The sequence below is a fragment of the Streptococcus sp. Marseille-P7375 genome, assembly GCF_902460365.1.
GTDB lineage: Bacteria > Bacillota > Bacilli > Lactobacillales > Streptococcaceae > Streptococcus > Streptococcus cristatus_I.
The window spans coordinates 175,242-198,706 of the sequence record NZ_CABPTR010000002.1 but is presented as its reverse complement, the minus strand read 5'-3'; the positions used below and the strand labels follow the sequence as shown (position 1 = coordinate 198,706).

The window sequence follows — 23,465 nt, the reverse complement described above, 5'->3', positions numbered from 1 at the left end:
CTATCTTATGAAAGGAATCAGAGATGAAGATTACTCAAGAAGAAGTAAGTCACGTTGCAAAACTGTCAAAACTGGCTTTTTCACCAGAAGAGACAGCTGAGTTTGCGACAACCTTGTCTAAAATTGTCGACATGGTCGAATTGCTCAATGAAGTGGACACAGAGGGTGTGCCTTTCACTTCCAATGTGGCAGCTAACATCAACTATATGCGAGAAGATGTGGCTCAGCCAGGCTGGAACCGGGAAGAGCTTTTCCAAAATGTACCTGAAAAAGAGCGGGGCTACATCAAAGTGCCTGCCATCCTAGATGACGGAGGAGATGCCTAATGACTTTTAATCACAAGACCATTGAAGAGCTGCATGATCTGCTGGTCAAGAAAGAAATTTCTGCAGTAGAGTTAACTCAGGCGACTTTGGCAGACATCAAAGAACGTGAAGGAGCTGTGGACAGTTTCATTACTATCAGCGAAGAGGAGGCTTTGGCTCAGGCTGCGGCTCTGGATGCCAAGGGCATTGATGCTGATAATCTTATGAGCGGGATTCCGCTGGCGGTCAAGGACAATATCTCAACCAAGGGAATTTTGACGACTGCTGCATCTAAAATGCTCTACAACTACAAGCCGATTTTCGATGCGACCAGCGTAGAGAAGCTTTACGGTAAGGACATGATTATCGTTGGGAAGACCAACATGGACGAATTTGCCATGGGTGGATCCAGCGAAAATTCTTACTTTAAGACGACTAAGAATGCTTGGGACAGCAGCAAGGTTCCTGGTGGATCATCTGGTGGTTCAGCGACAGCTGTTGCTTCTGGTCAGGTTCGTCTATCACTAGGTTCAGATACGGGTGGTTCTATTCGCCAGCCTGCTTCCTTTAACGGTGTAGTCGGCCTCAAACCAACTTACGGACGGGTTTCTCGTTTTGGTCTCATTGCTTTTGGTTCTTCTTTAGATCAGATTGGGCCTTTCTCTCAGACGGTTAAGGAAAATGCCCAGCTTCTGAATGTTATTTCTGGTAATGATCCTAAAGATTCTACATCATCACAAGAAGCAGTGCCAGACTTTACTAGCAAGATTGGCCAAGACATCAAGGGCATGAAGATTGCCTTGCCTAAGGAATACATGGGTGAGGGAATTGACAGCAAGGTCAAGGAAACGATTCTGGCAGCAGCCAAGCACTTGGAAAGTCTAGGAGCTATCGTTGAAGAGGTCAGTCTGCCCCACAGCAAGTACGGCGTGGCTGTTTACTATATCATTGCTTCCTCTGAAGCCAGCTCTAACCTGCAGCGTTTTGACGGTATTCGCTATGGCTACCGAGCAGAAGGGATTGAAAATCTAGAAGATGTCTATGTCAAATCTCGCAGCGAAGGCTTTGGTGAAGAGGTGAAACGCCGCATCATGCTGGGAACTTTCAGTCTGTCATCTGGTTACTACGATGCCTACTTCAAGAAAGCTGGTCAGGTTCGGACCTTGATTATGCAAGATTTTGCCAAGGTTTTTGAGAAATATGACTTGATCTTAGGCCCAACTGCACCAACTGTAGCTTATGACTTAGGCAGTCAAAACCAAGATCCTGTGGCTATGTATCTGGCGGACCTTTTGACCATTCCAGTCAATCTGGCTGGCCTACCGGGGATTTCAATCCCGGCTGGCTTTGTAGATGGTCTTCCTGTCGGCTTGCAGCTGATTGGGAACCACTTTGATGAAGCGACCATCTATCAGGCAGCCGCAGCATTTGAAGCGACGACTGACTACCACAAACAGCAGCCAGTTATCTTTGGAGGTGAAAAATAATGAACTTTGAAACAGTTATCGGACTGGAAGTCCATGTTGAATTGAAGACCAATTCAAAAATTTTCTCACCGGCTCCAGCTCACTTCGGTGAAGATCCAAATGCCAACACTAATATCATTGACTGGTCCTTCCCGGGTGTTCTGCCTGTTATGAACAAGGGTGTTATCGACTATGGTATCAAGGCTGCTCTGGCTTTGAACATGGATATTCACCAGAAGATGCACTTTGACCGCAAGAATTACTTCTATCCGGACAATCCCAAAGCCTATCAAATTTCTCAGTTTGATGAGCCGATTGGCTACAATGGCTGGATTGAGATTGAGCTAGAAGATGGCACGACCAAGAAAATCCGTATCGAGCGGGCCCACTTGGAAGAAGATGCCGGAAAGAATACCCATGGCAGCGATGGTTACTCTTATGTGGACCTCAACCGTCAAGGGGTGCCGCTGATTGAGATTGTATCGGAAGCAGATATGCGCAGTCCAGAAGAAGCTTATGCCTATCTGACTGCCCTCAAGGAAATCATCCAGTACACGGGTATTTCGGATGTCAAGATGGAAGAGGGCTCCATGCGGGTGGACGCCAATATTTCTATCCGTCCTTACGGACAGGAAGAGTTTGGTACTAAGACTGAGCTGAAAAACCTTAACTCCTTCAACTTTGTCCGTAAGGGTCTGGCATTTGAGGAAAAACGCCAGGCTGAAATCCTGCGCAGTGGTGGTCAAATCCGTCAGGAAACCCGTCGTTATGACGAAGCAACTGGCGAAACTCTGCTCATGCGGGTTAAGGAAGGTTCAGCGGACTACCGTTACTTCCCAGAGCCTGATCTGCCAATCTTTGAGATTGAGGATGCTTGGATTGAGCAAGTACGCAGTAGTCTGCCTGCCTTTCCAAAAGAGCGCCGGGCTAAGTATGTGGGCGACTACGGTCTGTCTGACTACGATGCCAAGCAGCTGACCGCGACCAAGGCTGTGTCAGACTTCTTTGAAGCAGCTGTTGCGGCAGGCGCTGACGCCAAGGCTGTCTCTAACTGGCTCCAAGGAGATGTGGCCCAATATCTCAATGCTGAAGGAAAGACCATCTCTGAGATTGAGCTAACGCCTGAGAACCTGACTGAAATGATTGCCTTGATTGCAGACGGAACGATTTCCTCTAAGATCGCTAAGAAGGTCTTTGTCCATCTGGCTAAAAATGGCGGTTCTGCTAAGGAATATGTACAGAAAGCAGGCCTGATCCAAATCTCAGATCCTGCCCAGCTATTGCCAATCATTCAACAAGTCTTTGCGGATAATGAAAAAGCCATCAATGACTATAAGGGCGGCAACAAGAATGCGGCCAAGTCCTTGATTGGTCAGCTCATGAAGGCCACTAAGGGCCAAGCCAACCCACAAGTAGCACAAAAACTGCTCAATGAAGAGTTGGAGAAATTATAGAAATAAGTAGAAAACCAGTCGTGAGGCTGGTTTTCGCCTTTTATTTGAAAGGAACTTATGGTAAAATAGATAAAAAATAAAGGAGTTCTTATGTCAGAAATTAAAGTAAAACGCGGAACAGGCTTTGTAGGGATCATTGGGAATTTTCCAATTTTAATCAATGGTCAAAAGGTTGGTACAATCCAGAATGGCGACGAAGCGTCCTTTCCTATTGAGGGAGAAGAAGCTGTTGTTCGTGTAGGAGCAGCTCCTATGAGAACCAAGCCAGTGACAGTTAAAGCAGGGCAAACCTTGCTGATTGAAACAAATTTTACTAATTTTTCTATCTGTCTAGGAGTTTTGTTGCTCGGCCTGTTCTTTGGTGGTCTAGTGCGTGCAATTCTCTTAATTCTTTATATTGTTTTAATGTTTCTTCTGCCTTTTTACTCAGCTAGGATTGAAGAATAAACTGAAAAGTTTTTGTTGATAGGCTGGATTGAAATAAGGGAGTTCTTGATGTCAAAATTTACCATTACACGTGCTACTGGGATGGTCGGAGTAGTTCAAAATGTTGCAGTATATCTAAATGGTGCACTTGTGGATAAACTTGCGAATGATGAAAGTAAAACGTTGACTTTTGAGGGAAACAGTGTTGAACTACAAGTTGGACAAAGTTTTATGAAATCGCATAAGATTCAAGTTAAAGATGGCCAGAAAGTACTTGTTACAGCTTCTGGAATGCGAGCTATGCTAGGAATTATTGGCTTTATATTAGGTTTGCCTTATTTACTTCTTGAGATAGAGGATTAGCCATTTTTGGGCTCTGCTAAATCATAAAAAATCAGTCAAAACAGACTGATTTTTCTTTATGGTTTATGTTATAATGATCAAAGCTAACAGAAAGAGGTTTGGGATGTCAAAAGTTTTAAGGGGAACCCTTTATACCTTGGCTGCGGGGATTGCTTGGGGGTTGTCGGGAACAAGTGGTCAATATCTGATGGAGCATGGTTTTTCGGCACTGAGCTTGACCAATGTGCGCTTGTTGCTAGCGGGTTTGGTCTTGATGATGTTGGCTTATGCGACAAATAAAGATTCTTTTAAAGAGATTTGGAAGGACAAGAGCTCTCTTCTACACATTTTAATTTTTGCAGTTCTAGGCTTATTTATCAATCAATATGCTTATTTAGCGGCCATTCATGAGACGAATGCAGGAACAGCAACGGTCTTACAATATCTCTGTCCAGTGGGAGTTTTGGCATACACTTGTATCAAAGACAGAGTAACACCGACTGTGGCTCAGGTTTGCTCTATGATTTTGGCTATCGGAGGAACCTTTCTGATTGCGACCCACGGTCAGATCAATCAGCTCTCGATGACGCCAAAAGGCTTATTTTTAGGTGTTTTCTCAGCCTTTACATACGCACTTTATATTCTTTTGCCGATTGGGCTCATCAAAAGGTGGGGAAGCATGCTGGTTATCGGGATTGGCATGACCATTGCAGGTATCTTGCTCCTTCCTTTCAGCGGTATTTTCCAGCATCAGTGGCAAGTCCGTTCGGATATCCTTCTGGCCTTGGTCGGCATCATTGTCATCGGGACAATCTTTGCATATACCGTCTTTTTAAAGGGAACAAGCTTGGTCGGTCCTGTTAAATCTAGTCTTTTAGCTTCGATTGAGCCAATTTCAGCGGTCTTCTTTGCCTTTGTCATTATGAATGAACGCTTTTATCTGCTTGATTTTGTAGGTATGGGCATGATTTTGCTGGCTGTCCTGTTGATATCTGTCAAGGACTTAATCTTGGAAAAGAAAAAAGGTTTATTATAAGTAAGAAAGAATAAGGAAAGACCTAGCTCTACATAGAGCTAGGTCTTTGTTGTTTACTAATTTGGTTTATTCATCGCTTTCTGAGCTGCCAAAGAATGCTTTGTACAGAGCACGGATGGCCTCTTTTTCTTGGTTCTTATTGACAACAAACATGATAGAAACTTCACTGGAACCTTGTGACATCATTTGGATATTGATTTTATTGTCAGAAAGAGCTCTAGTCGCAGTAGCAGTCACCCCGATATGACTTTTCATTTTTTCGCCGACAATCATGATGATAGAGAGGTCATGCTCAATCTCAGCGTAGTCAACTTCTGCCTTTTGTACAAGCTGGCGTAGAATCTCTTCTTCTTTGATTGGAGTCAATTCGCGTTCACGAAGGATGATCGAAAGATCATCAATCCCTGTTGGCATATGCTCCCAACCGATATTTAAATCTTCCAAAATCTGCAGCGCCTTGCGACCGAATCCAACTTCTCGGTTCATGAGGTACTTGGACATGTTAATACTTACGAAGCCAGAATCACCAGCGATTCCTACAACAGGAGGATGATCTTCGCTATGTTTATGGACGATGCGCGTACCGGGGTGCTCTGGATTGTTGGTATTTTTGATGACGAGTGGAATTTTTCCGCGATAGGCTGGAAGCAGGGCTTCATCGTGAAGGACAGTAAAACCTGCATAGGCTAATTCCCGCATTTCACGGTAAGTAAGCTCAGCGATGGAGCGTGGCTTATGAATAATCCCAGGGTGAGCAGCGAAGATGCCGTCCACATCAGTGAAGTTCTCATAGACATCAGCTTTGACACCAGCTGCAATAATCGATCCTGTAATATCTGAGCCACCACGAGAAAAAGTACAGATCTGTCCATCTTGAGTGACACCAAAGAAGCCAGGGATGACAAGGACTTCATCGGAATGAATTAGTTCTTCCAATTTATCATAGCTTGAAGGAAGGATCCGAGCATTTCCTGGTTCGCTTGAAACCACTAGTCCAGCTTCTCTAGGATGGACGTAGCGAGCCGGGATGCCATTGTGGTTAAAGTAAGCTGCGATGAGCTTAGCATTGTTGTTTTCACCAGCTGCTAGGAAAGTATCGTAAAGAAATTCATTATTTTCAATTGGCAGAGTAGCTAGGGAGATGATGCTCTTAGAAATTTTTTCAATAATTGCAGATTTTAGACCTAGCTCAGAGACCATATCGGAGTAGCGTTTAATAATCCAATTTTGCTCCTTTGAGACATCATTTCCTGCAATGTACTGGCGATAATACTTAATCAGGGCATCGGTGACTTTTGTATCTTGGTCATCTCTTTTTCCTGGTGCAGAAACGACAACGAAGCGACGCTCAGCATCAGACTTTACAATATGTAAGACTTTTTCTAATTGTGAAGCAGAAGCGAGTGAACTTCCGCCAAATTTTACAACTTTCATAGAAACTCCTAAAGATGATTTAGGAAAAATTATAACAAAATTCTGAAAATTTTGCAAATCTATCAGAAGCACCGCTTTATATAAATTTATTGCAAAAATAAGCAAAAAACGAATATAAAATCAAATTTTCCAGTTTTTGTTTTCTTTCTTACATCTTTTATGCTAGAATAAATATAATTTGACTATCAAATTATTTAATTATGAAATAAAATGACTGTAATTACCCAGTCTGGAATGGAGTTAGAATGACTTTTAATGGTATTCTTTATAAGGTAGTTGATGAAGTGGCGACTATTACCTTCAATCGTCCTGAAGTTTCAAATGGTTTCAATATTCCGATGTGTGAGGAGATTTTAGAAGCGATTGAGCTGGCCGCAAATGATGAGGCAGTGAAGTTTCTAGTGATCAATGCCAATGGGAAGGTCTTTTCTGTCGGTGGCGACCTAGCTGAGATGCAAAGAGCTGTCAGTGCTGACGATATTCAATCCCTGGTAAAAATTGCAGAGTTGGTCAATGATATTTCCTTTGCTATGAAACGGCTACCTAAGCCAGTTATTATGAGTGTGGATGGCCCTGTTGCTGGTGCAGCTGCCAATATGGTCGTGGCTGCAGATTTCTGTATTGCAACGGAAAAATCTCGCTTCATTCAGGCTTTTGTGGGAGTGGGCTTAGCGCCAGATGCCGGTGGACTTTATCTTCTGACTCGGGCAATTGGTGTGACTCGGGCGACCCATTTGGTCATGACGGGAGAGGCCCTGACAGCAGAGAAGGCTCTGGATTATGGTTTGCTCTATAAAGTTTGTGAAGCAGAAAAACTGGAAAAAACAACGGAACAGTTGCTGAAGAAGCTAAAACGCGGTTCGCTGAATTCTTACAGAGCTATGAAAGAAATGGTCTGGAAGAGCCTGTTCAGCGGTTGGAATGAATATGCGGAGTTGGAGTTATCTTTACAGAAGTCTCTTGCTTTCACTGAGGACTTCAAAGAAGGTGTCCAAGCTTATACTGAGAAGCGTCGTCCACAATTTACAGGTAAGTAAGGATTTGTAGGATAAGAAAATTGTTTGAAAATCAAATAAATTTTCAAAAGGACTTGCAAATTATTTTGAGATCTGATAAAATTTGAATGTCAAAGTGTTTATGAAGGAGGTGTTGGTTTGAATTATCAATTAGTCAATGATTATTTAACATCCATTTTTAATAATGTTTTGGTTATTGAAGAGTCCAGCCTCCGAGGCAGTCAATTTAAAGACGTCTCCATTAAAGAAATGCATACTATTGATGTTATTGGTACCATGCTTAATGCGACTCCAAGCGATATTTCAAAGGAATTGTTAGTCACTTTGGGGACTGTCACAACCAGCTTGAATAACTTGGAGCGTAAAGGGTATATCGAGCGTCGCCGTTCATCCATTGACCGTCGTGTAGTTCATCTGAGTTTGACTAAGAAGGGGAGGCTCTTGTATCGCCTTCATAAACGATTCCACAATCGCATGGTCATGCAAGTAGTGGAAGGAATGTCCCCAGAAGAAAAAAATGCAATGCAAAAAGGTTTGCAGAACTTGTATAATTTTTTAGAGGAGTTGAAATAATGAACTATGCAAGAATTACTCAAGTAGCTCATTATGCTCCAGAGCAGGTTATCACAAATGATGATCTGGCCAAGATTATGGATACAAGTGATGAATGGATCTCAAGTCGAACAGGTATCAAACAGCGACATTTATCTCGGACTGAGTCAACAAGTGATTTAGCTACAAAGGTTGCTGAGCAATTACTGGAAAAGGCTCAACTGTCTGCTGATCAGCTTGATTTTATCATTATTGCGACGATCACTCCGGATTCTATGATGCCGTCAACCGCAGCTAGAGTGCAGGCCAATATTGGAGCTACCAAGGCTTTTGCTTTTGACTTGACGGCGGCTTGCAGTGGCTTCATCTTTGCCTTGTCAACTGGGGAAAAGTTCATTTCTTCTGGTCGTTATCAAAGAGGTTTGGTCATCGGTAGCGAAACGCTGTCGAAAGTCGTTGATTGGTCGGATCGTTCGACGTCAGTTTTATTTGGTGATGGGGCTGGAGGAGTCTTGCTTGAAGCGGCAGAAAAGCAGCATTTTTGGGCTGAAAGTCAGTTTACTGATGGCTTGAGAGGTCAGAGTTTGACCTGTGGTGGACTTGGTTTGTCCTCTCCATTTTCGGAAAAGCAAGTTGATGACCGCTATTTGAAAATGGAAGGCCGAGCAATCTTTGATTTCGCTATTCGTGATGTGGCACAGTCTATCAAAAATACCATTGAAGAGAGTCCATTTTCAGTGGAGGAGCTTGATTATCTGCTCTTGCATCAAGCCAATATCCGAATTTTAGATAAAATGGCTAAGAAACTCGGAGTTTCTCGGGAAAAACTACCTGCTAATATGATGGAATATGGCAATACTAGTGCAGCTAGCATCCCGATTTTATTATCTGAGTGTGTCCAACAGGACTTGATTAAGCTGAACGGAGATCAGACTATTTTATTGTCAGGTTTCGGTGGAGGTTTGACATGGGGCACGCTTATTGTTACAATTTAGTTAATCATGTGGAAACACATAGATAAAAAATATATTTTTAAAGGAGTCTATCCATGGCAGTATTTGAAAAAGTACAAGAAATTATCGTTGAGGAACTTGGTAAAGAGCCATCAGAAGTTACACTTGAGTCAACTTTCGATGATCTTGAAGCAGATTCATTGGATTTGTTCCAAGTAATTTCAGAAATCGAAGATGCATTTGACATCCAAATCGAAACTGAAGAAGGCTTGAAAACAGTTGGTGACTTGGTTGCCTACGTAGAAGAAAAAACAAAATAATAAAGATTTGAGAGTATCGCAAGATATTCTCTCTTGTTTAGGTAATAGTTTGAATTTCAAAGTAAAAAGTCTGCTATCTAGCGGTTTGGGCTCAAGCTATTACTTAAGCAATGATTAGAGGAAGGTATTATGCAAACACGAATTACAGAATTATTAAATATTAAATATCCTATTTTCCAAGGTGGTATGGCCTGGGTTGCAGATGGTGACTTGGCTGGTGCTGTTTCAAAGGCTGGTGGTCTTGGGATCATCGGTGGTGGAAATGCGCCTAAGGAAGTAGTGAAAGCTAATATTGACAAGATTAAGTCTTTGACGGATCGTCCTTTCGGTGTCAATATCATGCTTTTGTCGCCTTTTGTAGATGACATTGTGGATTTGGTGATCGAAGAGGGTGTAAAAGTGGTAACGACTGGTGCGGGCAATCCAAGCAAGTACATGGCTCGTTTCCATGAAGCAGGTATTACGGTGATTCCTGTTGTACCAAGTGTGGCTTTGGCTAAACGGATGGAAAAAATCGGAGCAGATGCCGTCATTGCTGAAGGAATGGAAGCTGGTGGTCACATCGGTAAGTTAACAACGATGACCTTGGTTCGTCAGGTTGTAGAAGCAGTTAACATTCCAGTTATTGCGGCTGGTGGTATTGCGGATGGCTCTGGTGCTGCAGCTGGCTTCATGTTGGGGGCAGAGGCAGTTCAGGTCGGTACACGCTTCGTTGTGGCTAAAGAATCCAATGCCCATCAAAATTATAAAGATATGATCTTGAAAGCTCGTGATATCGATACGACAATTTCTGCTCAGCACTTCGGTCATGCGGTTCGTGCGCTCAAGAATAAGCTGACTCGCGATTTTGAAAAGGCTGAAAAAGAAGCATTCAAGCAAGAAAATCCAGACTTGACTGTTTTTGAAAATCTGGGTGCTGGTGCTCTGGCCAATGCAGTTGTCCGTGGCGATGTGGAAAATGGTTCCGTCATGTCTGGTCAGATTGCCGGCTTGGTTAGCAAGGAAGAAACAGTCGAAGAAATCCTCAAGGATATCTATTATGGCGCTGCTGAGAAGATTCAGCAAGAAGCAAAACGTTGGGCAGGAGTAACTAGAAATGACTAAGACAGCCTTTCTATTTGCTGGTCAGGGAGCCCAATATCTGGGAATGGCTCGTGACCTCTATGAGCAGTATGATGTGGTTAAGGCGACTTTTGAGGAAGCGAGTCAAGTTCTGGGCTATGATGTTCGGGCATTGATTGACCAAGATGAAGAAAAACTCAACCAAACTCGCTATACTCAGCCAGCAATTTTGACAACTTCTCTTGCTATTTATCGCCTGTTGGCAGAAAAAGGAATCCGTCCTGATATGGTAGCTGGTCTTTCTCTGGGCGAATACTCTGCCTTGGTAGCTGCTGGCGCGCTGGACTTCAAAACAGCGGTAGCTCTAGTCGCTAAACGCGGAGCTTTCATGGAGGAAGCGGCTCCTGCTGGTTCTGGAAAGATGGTTGCGGTCCTAAATGCGGACGTAACTCTTATCGAGGAAGCTTGCCAGACGGCTAGTCAGCTAGGAGTGGTTTCTCCTGCTAATTACAATACTCCAGGTCAAATCGTCATTGGAGGAGATGTGGCAGCGGTGGATAAAGCGGTGGAACTCCTCAAAGAAGCAGGTGTGAAACGCTTGATTCCGCTGAATGTTTCTGGTCCTTTCCATACAGCACTCTTGAAACCAGCCAGTGAGCAATTAGCTCAGGTTTTGGCTGAAACAGAATTTGCTGATTTTCAACTTCCGCTAGTGGGCAATACAGAGGCGGATATCATGGAAACTGATAGAATCAGGGAATTATTAACTCGTCAGGTCATGGAGCCGGTTCGTTTCTACGATAGTATCGCTAAAATGCAGGAAGCTGGTGTGACTGAGTTTATCGAGATTGGTCCAGGGAAAGTATTGTCTGGCTTTCTGAAAAAAATTGATAAATCAGCAGTTGTTTATCATGTTGAAAGTGTGGAGACTTTAACAGCCCTACTGGAAAAATAATGGGGAATACCAATGGAATTAAAGAATAAAAATGTTTTTATTACTGGCTCTAGCCGTGGGATTGGTCTGGCTATTGCCCATAAGTTTGCAAGTGCAGGTGCCAATATTGTCTTGAACGGTCGCGGTCAAATTTCAGACGACGTTTTGGCTGAGTTCGCTGGCTATCCGATCAAAGTCGTGGCTATTTCAGGCGATGTATCTAATGGCGCTGATGCTAAGCGAATGATTGAAGAGGCGATTGCAGCTTTGGGCTCTGTAGATGTCTTGGTCAACAATGCTGGAATTACCCGCGATAAGATTATGCTCAAGATGACAGAGGAAGACTTCGAGCAAGTGCTGAAGGTCAATCTGACTGGAGCCTTCAATATGACGCAAGCTGTCTTGAAACCAATGACCAAAGCTCGCCAGGGAGCAGTCATTAACCTATCAAGTGTTGTCGGCTTGACTGGTAATGTCGGCCAGGCCAACTATGCAGCTTCTAAAGCTGGCTTGATTGGATTTTCTAAGTCGGTTGCTCGTGAGGTAGCTGGGCGCAATATCCGTGTCAATGTGATTGCCCCAGGCTTTATCGAATCGGATATGACAGACGAGCTTTCTGAAAAAATCAAAGAAGCTTCTCTGGCTCAAATCCCAATGAAACGGTTCGGCAATACCGAAGAAGTAGCAGATGTTACCCTATTCTTAGCAGGTCAGGAATACCTCACTGGTCAGGTCATCGCGATTGATGGCGGATTGACTATGCAGTAATTGCATGCATTTGGATTTGACAGTTTACCAATTATCATAAAGGAGTTCACTATGAAACTAAATCGAGTTGTTGTGACAGGTTATGGCTTAACCTCTCCCATCGGAAATACACCAGAAGAATTTTGGAATAGTTTAAAAGAAGGTAAGATTGGGATTGGTCCCATCACCAAGTTTGATCACAGCGATTTTGCTGTTCATAATGCGGCTGAAGTCCAAGACTTTCCATTTGATAAATACTTTATCAAGAAAGATACCAATCGTTTTGACAATTATTCTCTGTATGCCTTATATGCAGCTCAAGAAGCGGTAACAAATGCGAATCTTGATGTAGAAGCAATTGACAAAGATCGCTTTGGTGTCATCGTTGCTTCTGGTATCGGTGGTATCAAGGAAATCGAAGATCAAGTCATCCGATTGCATGAGAAAGGTCCAAAACGCGTTAAGCCAATGACTCTTCCAAAAGCTTTGCCAAATATGGCTTCAGGAAATGTTGCTATGCGCTTTGGTGCAAATGGTATCTGTAAATCAATCAATACAGCTTGTGCCTCATCAAATGATGCGATTGGGGATGCCTTCCGCTCTATCAAGTTTGGTTTCCAAGATGTCATGTTGGTGGGTGGATCAGAAGCGTCTATCACTCCATTTGCCATTGCTGGTTTCCAAGCTTTGACTGCCCTATCAACTACAGAAGATCCAACTCGTGCTTCTATTCCATTTGATAAAGACCGTAATGGCTTTGTCATGGGAGAAGGTTCTGGTATGTTGGTGCTTGAAAGTCTGGAACACGCTGAAAAACGTGGTGCAACTATCTTGGCTGAAGTAGTCGGTTATGGAAATACCTGTGATGCTTACCATATGACTTCACCTCATCCAGAAGGTCAAGGCGCGATTAAGGCGATTAAATTGGCTTTGGAAGAGGCAGAGATTTCTCCAGAGCAAGTGGCTTACGTCAACGCCCACGGAACTTCAACTCCTGCTAATGAAAAAGGAGAAAGTGGAGCTATCGTAGCTGTTCTTGGTAAAGAAGTACCTGTATCTTCAACCAAGTCATTCACAGGACACTTGCTTGGAGCTGCAGGAGCGGTAGAAGCAATCGCTACAATCGAAGCAATGCGCCATAACTTTGTACCAAAAACAGCTGGAACAAGTGAATTGTCAGACTATATTGAAGCGAATGTCGTTTATGGGCAAGGCTTAGAGCAAGAAATTCCCTATGCGATTTCCAATACATTTGGTTTTGGCGGTCACAATGCTGTTCTGGCATTCAAGCGTTGGGAGGGCTAGATGAATATCAATGAAATTAAAGACTTGATGGCTCAGTTCGACCAATCAAGCCTGCGTGAATTTTCTTATAAAAATCAAAGCGATGAGCTGACATTCAGTAAGAATGAAGGGCAAGCCGCAGTTGCAACAGCTCCAACAGTCAGTGCAGCTCCTGTGCAGCCAGCAAGTGCACTTGTATCTGAGACAGTTTCCCAAGCAGCTCCAACTGCAGCACCTGAGGTGGGTCCAGAGGCTCCAGCTCCAGCTGCTGAAGGCGATGTCGTGGAAAGTCCTTTGGTTGGCGTGGCTTACTTAGCAGCAGGTCCAGATAAACCAGCTTTTGTCAGTGTAGGAGACCAAGTTAAAAAAGGTCAAACCCTGATGATTATTGAAGCCATGAAGGTCATGAATGAAGTGCCAGCACCGAAAGATGGTCTGGTGACAGAAATTCTGGTTCAGAATGAAGAAATGGTTGAGTTTGGGAAAGGGCTGGTACGCATCAAATGATTGATATCAATGCAATAAAAGAGGCGCTTCCGCATCGCTATCCCATGCTTTTGGTGGACCGTGTATTGGAAGTCAGCGAAGATGAGATTGTCGCTCTGAAAAATGTGACGATTAATGAGCCATTCTTTAACGGACATTTTCCCCAGTATCCAGTTATGCCAGGTGTCTTAATCATGGAAGCACTGGCTCAAACGGCTGGTGTGCTGGAATTGTCTAAAGAAGAAAACAAGGGCAAGCTGGTCTTCTATGCTGGCATGGACAAGGTTAAGTTCAAGAAGCAAGTTGTGCCAGGTGACCAGCTGATTATGACGGCCAAGTTTGTCAAGCGTCGTGGCACTATTGCAGTGGTAGAGGCCAAGGCTGAAGTTGACGGTAAACTTGCAGCAAGCGGAACCTTGACCTTTGCGATTGGTCAATAAGAAAGAGGAGATTTCACCATGTTTCGTAAAATTTTAATTGCTAACCGTGGGGAAATTGCGGTCAGAATTATTCGTGCAGCTCGCGAGCTAGGAATTGATACGGTAGCTGTTTATTCAACGGCTGATAAGGAAGCGCTCCACACCCTACTGGCTGATGAGGCAGTCTGCATCGGGCCAGCCAAGTCTACGGATTCTTATCTGAACATGAATGCCGTCCTATCTGCTGCTGTTCTGACAGGTGCAGAAGCCATTCACCCTGGTTTTGGTTTTTTGAGTGAAAACTCTAAATTTGCGACCATGTGCGAAGAAGTTGGCATTAAGTTTATTGGACCTTCAGGTGCTGTTATGGACCTGATGGGGGACAAGATCAATGCTCGGGCTCAGATGATTAAGGCGAAAGTGCCGGTAATCCCAGGTTCTGATGGAGAAGTTCATAACTCTGAAGAAGCCTTGGAAGTCGCCGAAAAGATTGGTTATCCAGTCATGCTTAAAGCTTCTGCTGGCGGCGGCGGAAAAGGCATTCGTAAGGTTGAAAAGGCTGAGGATTTAGTAGCGGCCTTTGAATCTGCATCTAGCGAAGCCAAAGCGGCCTTTGGTAATGGTGCCATGTATATGGAGCGGGTTATCTATCCAGCGCGCCATATTGAGGTGCAGATTTTGGCAGATCAGCAGGGGCATGTGGTCCACTTAGGCGAGCGGGATTGCTCTTTGCAGCGGAATAATCAGAAGGTGCTGGAAGAAAGTCCATCTGTGGCAATTGGGAAAACCCTGCGCCAGCAGATTGGGGAAGCGGCTGTTCGGGCTGCTGAGTCAGTCGGCTATGAAAATGCTGGGACGATTGAGTTTCTGTTAGATGAAGCCAAGGGTGAATTCTACTTTATGGAGATGAACACTCGGGTGCAGGTTGAGCATCCAGTGACTGAGTTTGTTACCGGTGTGGATATTGTTAAAGAGCAGATTAAGATTGCGGATGGTCAGGAGCTGTCCTTTAGTCAAGAAGATGTTGAAATCCGCGGTCATGCGATTGAATGTCGGATCAATGCTGAAAATCCAGCCTTTAACTTTGCACCGAGCCCAGGAAAAATTTCCAATCTTTATTTGCCAAGTGGCGGAGTGGGATTACGCGTGGATTCGGCGGTCTATCCTGGCTACACCATTCCTCCTTACTATGACAGTATGATTGCCAAAATCATCGTTCACGGGGAAAATCGCTTTGATGCCCTGATGAAGATGCAACGGGCTCTCTATGAGCTAGAAATCGACGGTGTCGTGACCAATAGCAGTTTCCAGCTGGATCTGATTTCAGATCCTAATGTGATTGCTGGTGATTATGATACAGCCTTTCTCATGGAGAAGTTCCTTCCGGCTTATCAAGAGAAAAAATAGATGACAAGGAGTGATTTTGTTTGAAAGAAGCAGAATCACTCTAAAATTTAATGAAGGAGTAAGCAATGCCTTTGTTTTCAAAAAAGGATAAATATATTCGAATCAATCCTAATCGTTCCTCTCGTGCCTTGCCTCAGCCAAAACCAGAAGTTCCAGATGAGCTTTTTTCCAAGTGCCCTGGTTGTAAGCATATTATTTATCAAAAAGATTTGGGGGCAGAGCGTGTCTGTCCAAGCTGTGGCTACACTTTTCGGATTTCAGCTTTTGAGCGCCTGAGCTTGACGGTGGATGAAGGAAGTTTTGAGGAATTGTTCACAGGTATTGAGACGACAGATCCCTTACATTTTCCAAATTATCAAGAAAAACTGGCAAAGATGCGGGAAAAGACTGGTCTAGATGAGGCCGTTTTGACAGGAACCGCTATGATAAAAGACCAAAAATTAGCTCTTGGGATCATGGATTCCAACTTTATCATGGCTTCCATGGGAACGGTTGTCGGAGAGAAGATTACCCGCCTATTTGAGTATGCGACAGAGCATCAGTTGCCAGTCGTCCTCTTTACGGCTTCTGGTGGTGCTCGTATGCAGGAAGGTATCATGAGCCTGATGCAGATGGCTAAAACCTCAGCTGCTGTGCAACGTCATTCAAAGGCTGGTCTTTTTTACCTGACCGTTTTGACAGATCCGACGACAGGCGGTGTCACAGCCTCTTTTGCTATGGAAGGGGATATTATCTTGGCAGAAGCGCAGGCTTTGGTAGGCTTTGCCGGACGTCGGGTCATTGAGTCTACTGTGCGGGAAAAATTACCAGATGACTTCCAAAAGGCAGAATTTTTGCTGGAGCATGGCTTTGTTGATGCGATAGTCAAGCGTGGTGAATTGCGGGATCGGATTGCTACTCTCTTGAGATTTCATGGAGGTGACCAATGACAAAAATCAGTCAGATTATCAAAGCAGCGCGTGATCAGTCCCGTTTGACGGCTCTGGATTTTGCCCAAGGCATTTTTGATGATTTTGTGGAACTGCACGGAGATCGTGGTTTTCGTGATGATGGTGCTGTCATTGGCGGTATCGGAACCTTAAATGGTCAGCCGGTCACAGTGGTCGGTATTCAAAAAGGTCGCAATTTGCAAGATAATTTACGACGGAACTTTGGTCAACCTCATCCTGAAGGCTATCGTAAGGCCTTGCGTCTCATGAAGCAGGCTGAGAAATTTGGCCGTCCAGTCGTGACCTTTATCAATACGGCTGGTGCCTATCCTGGTGTCGGTGCTGAGGAGCGCGGACAGGGCGAAGCCATTGCCCGTAATCTCATGGAAATGAGTGATCTGAAAGTGCCCATTATTGCCATTATCATCGGCGAGGGTGGCTCTGGCGGGGCACTGGCCTTAGCAGTTGCTGATAAGGTCTGGATGCTGGAAAACTCTATGTATGCCATTCTCAGTCCAGAAGGCTTTGCCTCGATTTTATGGAAGGATGGCAGCCGAGCAATGGAGGCGGCGGAGATGATGAAAATCACCTCGCACGAACTTTTGCAGATGGGTGTCGTTGATAAGGTCATTCCTGAACGTGGCTTTAATAAAAATGAGCTCTTAGCTGCAGTCAAGCAAGAGATCAGTACTGAACTAGCGGAACTTTCCAAACTTTCTCTCGAGCAACTTTTGGAAGATCGCTATCAACGTTTTAGAAAATATTAGCCAGAAGCCGTAGGGCTTCTTTTTCTTGCTTGAGAGAGGTATGGAGGCAGTTAAGGCAGGTAATATATTTTGGTTTGACATGTAGCAATATATTCTCTTTATGGAGGCCATATAAAATATATATTATACAAGCTGTCAGACCTATGTTAAGATAGTTGCTAATCAAAAGAAATGAGGTTTCATATGTCAGAATTTACTATCCATACGATTGAGTCTGCACCAGCTGAGGTGAAAGAGGTTTTAGAAACGGTTCAAAAAGATAACGGTGGCTACATTCCCAATCTAATCGGTCTTTTGGCCAATGCGCCAACGGCTTTGGAAACTTATCGGACGGTTGGAGCCATCAATCGTCGTAACAGCCTGACACCGACTGAGCGTGAAGTAGTGCAGATTACGGCTGCAGTTACTAATGGCTGTGCTTTCTGTGTGGCGGGCCATACAGCCTTTTCAATCAAGCAGATTCAAATGAATGACGATCTTTTGGAGGCTCTGCGCAATCGTACTCCGATTGATACGGATCCGAAGCTAGATACGCTTGCCAAATTTACCATTGCTGTCATCAATACCAAGGGACGAGTCGGAGATGAGGCTTTGGCAGACTTCCTAGAAGCGGGCTATACGCATGAGAATGCTCTGGATGTAGTTTTGGGTGTTAGCCTTGCGACCCTCTGCAATTATGCCAATAATCTGGCCAACACACCAATTAATCCGGAATTACAGCCTTATGCCTAGTCTTTGAGGAGGTGGCAGAGCTTTTTAGAACGCCCCTTGTCTCTCATTGACTGTATCTAATACAAAACCTAGTTCCGAGCTGGGGAGACTTTCCCTGGCTCAACTTCTGGAAGAGCTTTACTAATACTTTAGAAAATATAAAAAATCGAAGCCGAAAGGCTTCTTTTTATACTTGTTTTTTAATGTTTTGTGTGATATTATATTCTAAGAAACAGATGTTGCGCAACAATTGTATCTAAAAGGAGTTTTGATGCCACCTAAAAATAAATTTACTCGTGATGAAATTATCCAAGCAGCTCTAGGGATTGTCAGGGAAGACGGTTTAGCTGGTTTGACCGCTCGTTCTCTAGCGGAACGATTACAGTCTAGTCCCAAGGTTATTTTCGGTCAGTTTGAAAATATGGAGGATCTAAGTCATTCGGTTGTTCGGGCGGCTGAATTCGTTTTGGTCCAATATATTCGTTCGGCTTTGGAGCGAGCCAAGCCTTTCAGAGCAGTTGGCATGGCCTATATCCTTTTTGCCAGTCAGGAACCTCAGCTTTTTAAAATTCTCTATCTAAATCCTCACAAGCACCCCATTGAGTCTTTCAAGGACTTTTTACCTCAGAAAGACCATAGTTATCAGCAGATATTAGAGTCGATTGTGGAGGATTATCCCATGTCCATAGAAAGTGCAGAGTTCGTTTATCAGCATTTATTTATCTATTCTCATGGTTTGGCTAGCATGATAGCATCGGGTATTTATTCTTTTAGTCAGGAGGAAATAACAGAACGCTTAACGCAAGTATTTACTGCCCTCCTAAAGGAAATGAAAGGAAAGTAAGAATGATTAGATTAAAGGGAATTTGTAAATCTTACAGTGGAAGAGAAGTTTTAAAAGGGATCGACTTGGAGATTGCTGACCAAGATTACTTGGTCATTTTGGGAGCTTCTGGATCTGGAAAGTCAACCTTGCTCAACGTTTTATCAGGCCTAGAAAAACCAGACAGTGGTCATGTATACTACGGTGAGGAAGATCTATCCAAGCTGACAGAAGCTCAATTGACGGCTTTTCGCCGAGCGCAGATTGCCTTTATTTTTCAGCAATATTTCTTACTTCCAAATCTCACAGTGGAGCAAAATGTCAAAATGGGAGCCAACCTAGCAGGCAACCAAGATTATGTCCGTATTTTAGAGGCTTTAGGTTTAGGTGATAAACTTCAGCATTATCCAAGTCAACTGTCAGGCGGTGAGCAGCAGCGGGTGGCTATTGCACGAGCCCTAGCTAAAAGACCGAATGTCCTCTTTTTGGACGAGCCGACTGGAGCTTTGGACGAAGCAACAGGTCGTCAGATTCTAGCCTATATTTCAAGTCTTCAAGAGGAGCTAGGTTTTACGCTGGTCATGGTGACCCACAATGCAAATATTGCTCAGATGGCTAAGACCATTGTCCATATCAATAGCGGTCAGATGCAAAGCTTAGAGACAAATAGCCAGCCCAAGACGGCCTATGAGATTGGATGGTAAGCTATGTTTTCAATGAAAGATTTGTATAGATTAGTCGTTGTATCAATTATTAGCTTTTGTGCGGTCTTTGTGACCAATCTCTTCTTAAATTTTTATCTGGATATCCGTTTACTAGATCAAACAAATTGGTTGCCTGAGATTCAAGCTGCTTACGATGCTCAAGTTGCGATTTCTTGGTTGATTGCATCAATTAGCGGAGCTGTTTTATCCCTAACATCGATACTCCTTCTCTTCTTTTACATTCGGCAATTTATTGATCAGCATAAGCCAGAATTAGGAGTTTTAAAGGCTCTAGGCTATAAAAACTGGGAAATTGCTCGAAAGTTTTGGCTTTTTAGTCTTCCAATTGGTTTGGGAACAGGCACTGGCTATTTCTCTTCTTTTGCTATGATGCCGCATTTTTATCAGTTGCGTAATCAAAGCGGAGTTTTGCCTGAAATTACCATTCGGCAACATTGGCCCCTTTTCCTGTTTCTCGTTGTCTTGCCAACTATAGCCTTTGCTGCTTTAGCCGTTCTCTATGCTAGTTATTGTCTACGTTTGCCTGCTCTAGACTTGCTCAAGCGGGTCAGCTCTAGTAAAAAGTCACCAAAAAGGAAAGTAGGAAAGAAAATAAGGAAAGACCGTCCCTTTTTAACAGACCTTTCTGCCAGCCTGCTCTGGTCTAGAAAATTATTAATATTCTTTGTCATTTTTGGTTCGATGTGCTTTTCAGCTATGATTCAGCTATCATTTGGTATGAAAGAATTGACAGATGAGACCATTCAGATCATGATGATGTCAATCGGTACTGTCCTGTCAGTGGCAATCCTCTACCTGTCGCTCGGAGTACTCCTGCAGGAAAATCAAGAAACCCTAGCTATTATGAAGGTTTTTGGTTATAGCAGAAATGAGTGCCATAAGAGTTTGTTTGCTCCCTACCGCTTTCTTGCTTTTTTGGGCTTCGTCTTAGGAACTGGCTATCAATACGGGATTATGCAGCTTTTACTCAGATTGATGGAAAAATCAATAGCTCAGAAAGTTAACTATGATTTTGATTTTGGAGTCTGCCTGATGACTTTGCTAGTCTTTGTCTTAGTCTATGAAAGTTTAATCTATTTATCCAACAGGAGGCTAGATCAACTGACTATTAAGCAAGTCATGTTGGGAGAATAAAAGAGGCTGGGACAAAAGTCCTAGCCTCTCAATTGTCTTTGGATTGTCGAGCAAGACGCAGTGGTTGAGTGGGCTCTACTACGCTGATTTCATCAGCTTTTACAGCCCTACTCAACTGTGCGGAGGTGGGACGACGAAATCGAATTCTAACGAATTACCGATTTCTGTCCCACTCTCTTTTTTGCTGATGATATGCTGGATGCCTGTCTGGAGGTGCTTGAGGATGTGTGTAATTTCCTTTGGAAAAATTTTGTAGTTTTCCAAGTCTGTCAGGGGAATCCAATAGACTTGTTCTTGGTTATGTTGGTAATCAAATTGCTTGCCGCGTGGTTTCATTAGGTAATAGAAGCAAATCTCATGACAGTCTAGTCCCTTGAGGACGCCGGTTGAGTTTGAAAATAAATTTTCATGAACAAAAGCCAGCTTTTCAATCTCATACGTTTGTCCTGTTTCTTCGAAAACTTCTCGCTGGACAGCTTCTTCGGAGGTCTCTCCAAATCTGACCGCTCCTCCCACTGAATAGAAATAGTCCTCGCTAGGAGAAGACATGACACAGAGGGATTCCTCCTCAATGATGAGTGCAGCAGCCCGATAGCGAAAGCGCTCCTGTCCTTGCCTATAAGAAATATCCTTTGCCATAGTATCCTCCTTGCGTTTTTTAGTTTACTTGATTTCGCTCTTTCTGTCAATGCTTTCTGTACCCAGACAGTTGTATTCTTTCTCTCTTGCGACAGGCTTTTTTTCCTGTTAAAATAAGGGCATGACTCGTTATAAAGCCCTTATTTCCTACGACGGACATGACTTTGCTGGCTTTCAGCGCCAGCCTCATGCTCGGAGCGTTCAGGAAGAAATTGAAAAAACCTTAACTCGTATCAACAAAGGCCAGCCCATTGTCATCCACGGAGCTGGTCGGACTGATAGCGGTGTTCATGCGCTTGGGCAGGTCATTCACTTTGACCTCCCGTCGGCTAGAGATGAAGAAAAGCTGCGGTTTGCCTTGGATACCCAGACGCCAGAAGATATAGATGTCATTTCTGTGGAGGAAGTGACGGAGGATTTTCATGCCCGTTACAAGCCGCACAGCAAGACCTATGAGTTTCTGGTGGATATTGGTCGGCCAAAAAATCCAATGATGCGCCACTATGCGACCCACTATCCCTATCCTTTGGAGATTCCTCTGATGGAGCAGGCCATTAAAGCCTTGGAGGGAACGCATGATTTTACAGGCTTTACAGCCTCGGGTACCAGTGTGGAAAATAAGGTTCGCACGATTACAAAGGCTAGTCTGACTTTTGATGAGCAACGTAATTTTCTAGTCTTTACTTTTTCGGGCAATGGCTTTCTCTATAAGCAAATCCGCAACATGGTGGGAACCCTGCTCAAGATTGGAAATAAGCGGATGCCAGTCAACCAAATCGAACGGATTTTAGAAGAAAAGGATCGGCAACTAGCTGGGCCAACCGCAGCGCCTAATGGTCTTTATCTAAAGGAGATTATTTATGAAGAATAAGTTGATTTTAGCCCTCTCTGGCAATGATATTTTTAGTGGTGGCGGTCTTCATGCGGATCTGGCTACTTATACGGTCCATGGTCTGCATGGTTTTGTAGCGGTGACTTGCTTGACCGCTATGACGGACAAGGGATTTGAAGTTCTTCCGACCGACGAGCAGGTCTTTGCACAGCAACTCTCCTCGCTCAAAGATGTGTCGTTTTCGGCCATCAAGTTGGGCTTGTTACCAACGGTTGCCATTGCAGATCAGGCTCTGGACTTCATCAAAAAGCAAACGGGCATACCAGTCGTGCTAGACCCTGTCTTAGTCTGCAAGGAAACCCATGATGTAGAAGTTTCGGCCCTCCGAGATGAATTGATCAAATTTTTCCCTTATACGACCATTATCACGCCCAATCTACCAGAAGCAGAGATCTTGACCCAGTCGGAGATCAAGACTTTGGATGATCTCAAGGCTGCGGCTGTGACTCTCCATGGACTGGGAGCTCAAAATGTCGTGATCAAGGGAGGAAATCGTTTCAGCCAAGATCAGGCCTTTGATTTATTTTACGATGGCAAAGACTTTGTGTTGTTGGAAAGCCCTGTTTTACCAAATAATAATACAGGAGCCGGCTGTACTTTCGCTTCTAGCATAGCTAGTCAGCTTTTGGCAGGCCAATCCCCTCTTGAAGCCGTCAACTATTCAAAAGATTTTGTTTACCGCGCCATTCAGCGCTCAGATCAATATGGAGTTATTCAATATGAAAAATAATCAGACAAGAAAAATCGCTTTGCTGGCTGTCATTACAGCCCTATCCATTGTTTTGGGGAATTTTTTCAAAATCCCTACGCCAACTGGTTTTCTAACCTTGCTAGATGCAGGGATTTACTTTACCGCATTTTATTTTGGTCGTAAGGAAGGAGCCTTGGTTGGTGGCTTGTCCGGTCTCTTGATTGACTTGGTGGCGGGCTATCCACAGTGGATGGTCTTCAGCCTCATCTGTCATGGTCTTCAAGGCTACTTTGCTGGCTTCACTGGCAAGCAGCGTTATATCGGCTTGCTCTTGGCCGGCCTTGCCATGGTCGGCGGCTATGCTCTCTTTGGTAGCATCTTGAGTGGACCGGGTGCAGCTATCGCAGCGATTTGGGGCAATGTCATGCAAAATATTTTTGGTTTGGTGGTCGGCTATGCTCTTTATAGAGCCTTTCCCCTTGTTTTGAAAAGAGCCGTTCAGCCAGAGTAA

Annotated in this window: 28 protein-coding genes; 26 read left to right on the top strand and 2 right to left on the bottom strand. The window is 43.9% G+C overall.

Annotation, left to right across the window (positions count from 1 at the left end; all coding sequences use genetic code 11):
• Nucleotides 1-23 precede the first annotated feature (23 nt).
• From gatC to FZ954_RS06400, 6 genes are all read left to right on the top strand, one after another.
• Entirely contained in the window at nt 24-326 is a 303-nt protein-coding gene (gene gatC, locus FZ954_RS06425) for an Asp-tRNA(Asn)/Glu-tRNA(Gln) amidotransferase subunit GatC (RefSeq protein WP_005591696.1), read from the top strand.
• Nucleotides 326-1,792 (top strand): Asp-tRNA(Asn)/Glu-tRNA(Gln) amidotransferase subunit GatA, encoded by a 1,467-nt coding sequence (gene gatA / locus FZ954_RS06420; RefSeq protein WP_148877782.1) that lies wholly within the window; start codon nt 326-328, stop codon nt 1,790-1,792. The genes gatC and gatA overlap by 1 nt, the downstream gene beginning before the upstream one ends.
• A complete protein-coding gene (gene gatB / locus FZ954_RS06415) occupies nt 1,792-3,225 on the top strand; it encodes an Asp-tRNA(Asn)/Glu-tRNA(Gln) amidotransferase subunit GatB (RefSeq protein WP_148877781.1) in 1,434 nt (477 codons plus the stop codon). The genes gatA and gatB overlap by 1 nt, the downstream gene beginning before the upstream one ends.
• A gap of 90 nt (nt 3,226-3,315) precedes the next feature.
• Nucleotides 3,316-3,672, top strand: a complete 357-nt coding sequence (locus FZ954_RS06410) for a hypothetical protein (RefSeq protein WP_148877780.1) — start codon at nt 3,316-3,318, stop codon at nt 3,670-3,672.
• Nucleotides 3,673-3,720: 48 nt separating this feature from the next.
• Nucleotides 3,721-4,014: a hypothetical protein gene (locus FZ954_RS06405; protein ID WP_148877779.1), complete on the top strand. Its 294-nt coding sequence runs from the start codon at nt 3,721-3,723 to the stop codon at nt 4,012-4,014.
• 103 nt (nt 4,015-4,117) lie between these two features.
• Nucleotides 4,118-5,029 carry a DMT family transporter gene (locus FZ954_RS06400; RefSeq protein ID WP_148877778.1) on the top strand — a complete coding sequence of 304 codons (912 nt, stop codon included), beginning with the start codon at nt 4,118-4,120 and terminating at the stop codon, nt 5,027-5,029.
• Nucleotides 5,030-5,095: 66 nt separating this feature from the next.
• Here the strand turns inward: FZ954_RS06400 and FZ954_RS06395 are convergent, their stop codons facing one another.
• Nucleotides 5,096-6,463, bottom strand: coding sequence for an aspartate kinase (locus tag FZ954_RS06395; RefSeq protein WP_045500602.1), 1,368 nt, complete (start codon nt 6,461-6,463; stop codon nt 5,096-5,098).
• A gap of 245 nt (nt 6,464-6,708) precedes the next feature.
• Between FZ954_RS06395 and FZ954_RS06390 the strand changes: the two genes are divergently transcribed.
• From FZ954_RS06390 to FZ954_RS06310, 17 genes are all read left to right on the top strand, one after another.
• A complete protein-coding gene (locus FZ954_RS06390; RefSeq protein WP_148877777.1) occupies nt 6,709-7,500 on the top strand; it encodes an enoyl-CoA hydratase in 792 nt (263 codons plus the stop codon).
• Between the two features lie 117 nt (nt 7,501-7,617).
• The gene (locus FZ954_RS06385; RefSeq protein WP_148877776.1) at nt 7,618-8,052 is read left to right on the top strand and encodes a MarR family winged helix-turn-helix transcriptional regulator; all 435 of its coding nucleotides are present in this window, start codon (nt 7,618-7,620) and stop codon (nt 8,050-8,052) included.
• Nucleotides 8,052-9,026 carry a beta-ketoacyl-ACP synthase III gene (locus FZ954_RS06380; protein ID WP_148877775.1) on the top strand — a complete coding sequence of 325 codons (975 nt, stop codon included), beginning with the start codon at nt 8,052-8,054 and terminating at the stop codon, nt 9,024-9,026. Before FZ954_RS06385 ends, FZ954_RS06380 begins: the two co-directional genes overlap by 1 nt.
• Nucleotides 9,027-9,079: 53 nt before the next feature.
• The gene (locus tag FZ954_RS06375) at nt 9,080-9,304 is read left to right on the top strand and encodes an acyl carrier protein (RefSeq protein WP_005591706.1); all 225 of its coding nucleotides are present in this window, start codon (nt 9,080-9,082) and stop codon (nt 9,302-9,304) included.
• Nucleotides 9,305-9,433: 129 nt separating this feature from the next.
• Nucleotides 9,434-10,408 (top strand): enoyl-[acyl-carrier-protein] reductase FabK, encoded by a 975-nt coding sequence (gene fabK, locus FZ954_RS06370; RefSeq protein ID WP_148877774.1) that lies wholly within the window; start codon nt 9,434-9,436, stop codon nt 10,406-10,408.
• Nucleotides 10,401-11,321 carry an ACP S-malonyltransferase gene (gene fabD / locus FZ954_RS06365; RefSeq protein WP_148877773.1) on the top strand — a complete coding sequence of 307 codons (921 nt, stop codon included), beginning with the start codon at nt 10,401-10,403 and terminating at the stop codon, nt 11,319-11,321. Before fabK ends, fabD begins: the two co-directional genes overlap by 8 nt.
• Before the next feature lie 12 nt (nt 11,322-11,333).
• Nucleotides 11,334-12,068, top strand: a complete 735-nt coding sequence (gene fabG, locus FZ954_RS06360) for a 3-oxoacyl-[acyl-carrier-protein] reductase (protein WP_148877772.1) — start codon at nt 11,334-11,336, stop codon at nt 12,066-12,068.
• Between the two features lie 51 nt (nt 12,069-12,119).
• Nucleotides 12,120-13,352, top strand: coding sequence for a beta-ketoacyl-ACP synthase II (fabF, locus tag FZ954_RS06355; protein ID WP_045500616.1), 1,233 nt, complete (start codon nt 12,120-12,122; stop codon nt 13,350-13,352).
• Nucleotides 13,353-13,838 carry an acetyl-CoA carboxylase biotin carboxyl carrier protein gene (accB, locus tag FZ954_RS06350; protein WP_148877771.1) on the top strand — a complete coding sequence of 162 codons (486 nt, stop codon included), beginning with the start codon at nt 13,353-13,355 and terminating at the stop codon, nt 13,836-13,838.
• Nucleotides 13,835-14,257: a 3-hydroxyacyl-ACP dehydratase FabZ gene (gene fabZ, locus FZ954_RS06345; RefSeq protein ID WP_008809611.1), complete on the top strand. Its 423-nt coding sequence runs from the start codon at nt 13,835-13,837 to the stop codon at nt 14,255-14,257. Before accB ends, fabZ begins: the two co-directional genes overlap by 4 nt.
• A gap of 18 nt (nt 14,258-14,275) precedes the next feature.
• Nucleotides 14,276-15,643 (top strand): acetyl-CoA carboxylase biotin carboxylase subunit, encoded by a 1,368-nt coding sequence (locus tag FZ954_RS06340; protein WP_148877770.1) that lies wholly within the window; start codon nt 14,276-14,278, stop codon nt 15,641-15,643.
• A gap of 65 nt (nt 15,644-15,708) precedes the next feature.
• Nucleotides 15,709-16,572, top strand: coding sequence for an acetyl-CoA carboxylase, carboxyltransferase subunit beta (gene accD, locus FZ954_RS06335; RefSeq protein WP_148877769.1), 864 nt, complete (start codon nt 15,709-15,711; stop codon nt 16,570-16,572).
• Nucleotides 16,569-17,339 (top strand): acetyl-CoA carboxylase carboxyl transferase subunit alpha, encoded by a 771-nt coding sequence (locus FZ954_RS06330; protein WP_045500627.1) that lies wholly within the window; start codon nt 16,569-16,571, stop codon nt 17,337-17,339. Before accD ends, FZ954_RS06330 begins: the two co-directional genes overlap by 4 nt.
• A 183-nt stretch (nt 17,340-17,522) precedes the next feature.
• Entirely contained in the window at nt 17,523-18,071 is a 549-nt protein-coding gene (locus FZ954_RS06325; RefSeq protein ID WP_009659051.1) for a carboxymuconolactone decarboxylase family protein, read from the top strand.
• 250 nt (nt 18,072-18,321) lie between these two features.
• Complete coding sequence (locus FZ954_RS06320) at nt 18,322-18,894, top strand: TetR/AcrR family transcriptional regulator (RefSeq protein WP_148877768.1); 573 nt, start codon at nt 18,322-18,324, stop codon at nt 18,892-18,894.
• A gap of 2 nt (nt 18,895-18,896) precedes the next feature.
• Complete coding sequence (locus FZ954_RS06315) at nt 18,897-19,577, top strand: ABC transporter ATP-binding protein (protein ID WP_148877767.1); 681 nt, start codon at nt 18,897-18,899, stop codon at nt 19,575-19,577.
• Between the two features lie 3 nt (nt 19,578-19,580).
• A complete protein-coding gene (locus tag FZ954_RS06310; RefSeq protein WP_148877766.1) occupies nt 19,581-20,732 on the top strand; it encodes an FtsX-like permease family protein in 1,152 nt (383 codons plus the stop codon).
• Nucleotides 20,733-20,843: 111 nt separating this feature from the next.
• Here the strand turns inward: FZ954_RS06310 and FZ954_RS06305 are convergent, their stop codons facing one another.
• The gene (locus FZ954_RS06305) at nt 20,844-21,371 is read right to left on the bottom strand and encodes an NUDIX hydrolase (protein ID WP_148877765.1); all 528 of its coding nucleotides are present in this window, start codon (nt 21,369-21,371) and stop codon (nt 20,844-20,846) included.
• Nucleotides 21,372-21,492: 121 nt separating this feature from the next.
• Between FZ954_RS06305 and truA the strand changes: the two genes are divergently transcribed.
• The 3 genes from truA to FZ954_RS06290 are packed head-to-tail and all read left to right on the top strand — an operon-like array spanning nt 21,493 to nt 23,465.
• Nucleotides 21,493-22,242, top strand: coding sequence for a tRNA pseudouridine(38-40) synthase TruA (gene truA / locus FZ954_RS06300; RefSeq protein WP_148877764.1), 750 nt, complete (start codon nt 21,493-21,495; stop codon nt 22,240-22,242).
• On the top strand, nt 22,232-22,993 hold the full coding sequence (locus tag FZ954_RS06295) for a bifunctional hydroxymethylpyrimidine kinase/phosphomethylpyrimidine kinase (RefSeq protein ID WP_148877763.1): 762 nt from the start codon (nt 22,232-22,234) through the stop codon (nt 22,991-22,993). The genes truA and FZ954_RS06295 overlap by 11 nt, the downstream gene beginning before the upstream one ends.
• Nucleotides 22,983-23,465, top strand: coding sequence for an ECF transporter S component (locus tag FZ954_RS06290; protein WP_045500643.1), 483 nt, complete (start codon nt 22,983-22,985; stop codon nt 23,463-23,465). Before FZ954_RS06295 ends, FZ954_RS06290 begins: the two co-directional genes overlap by 11 nt.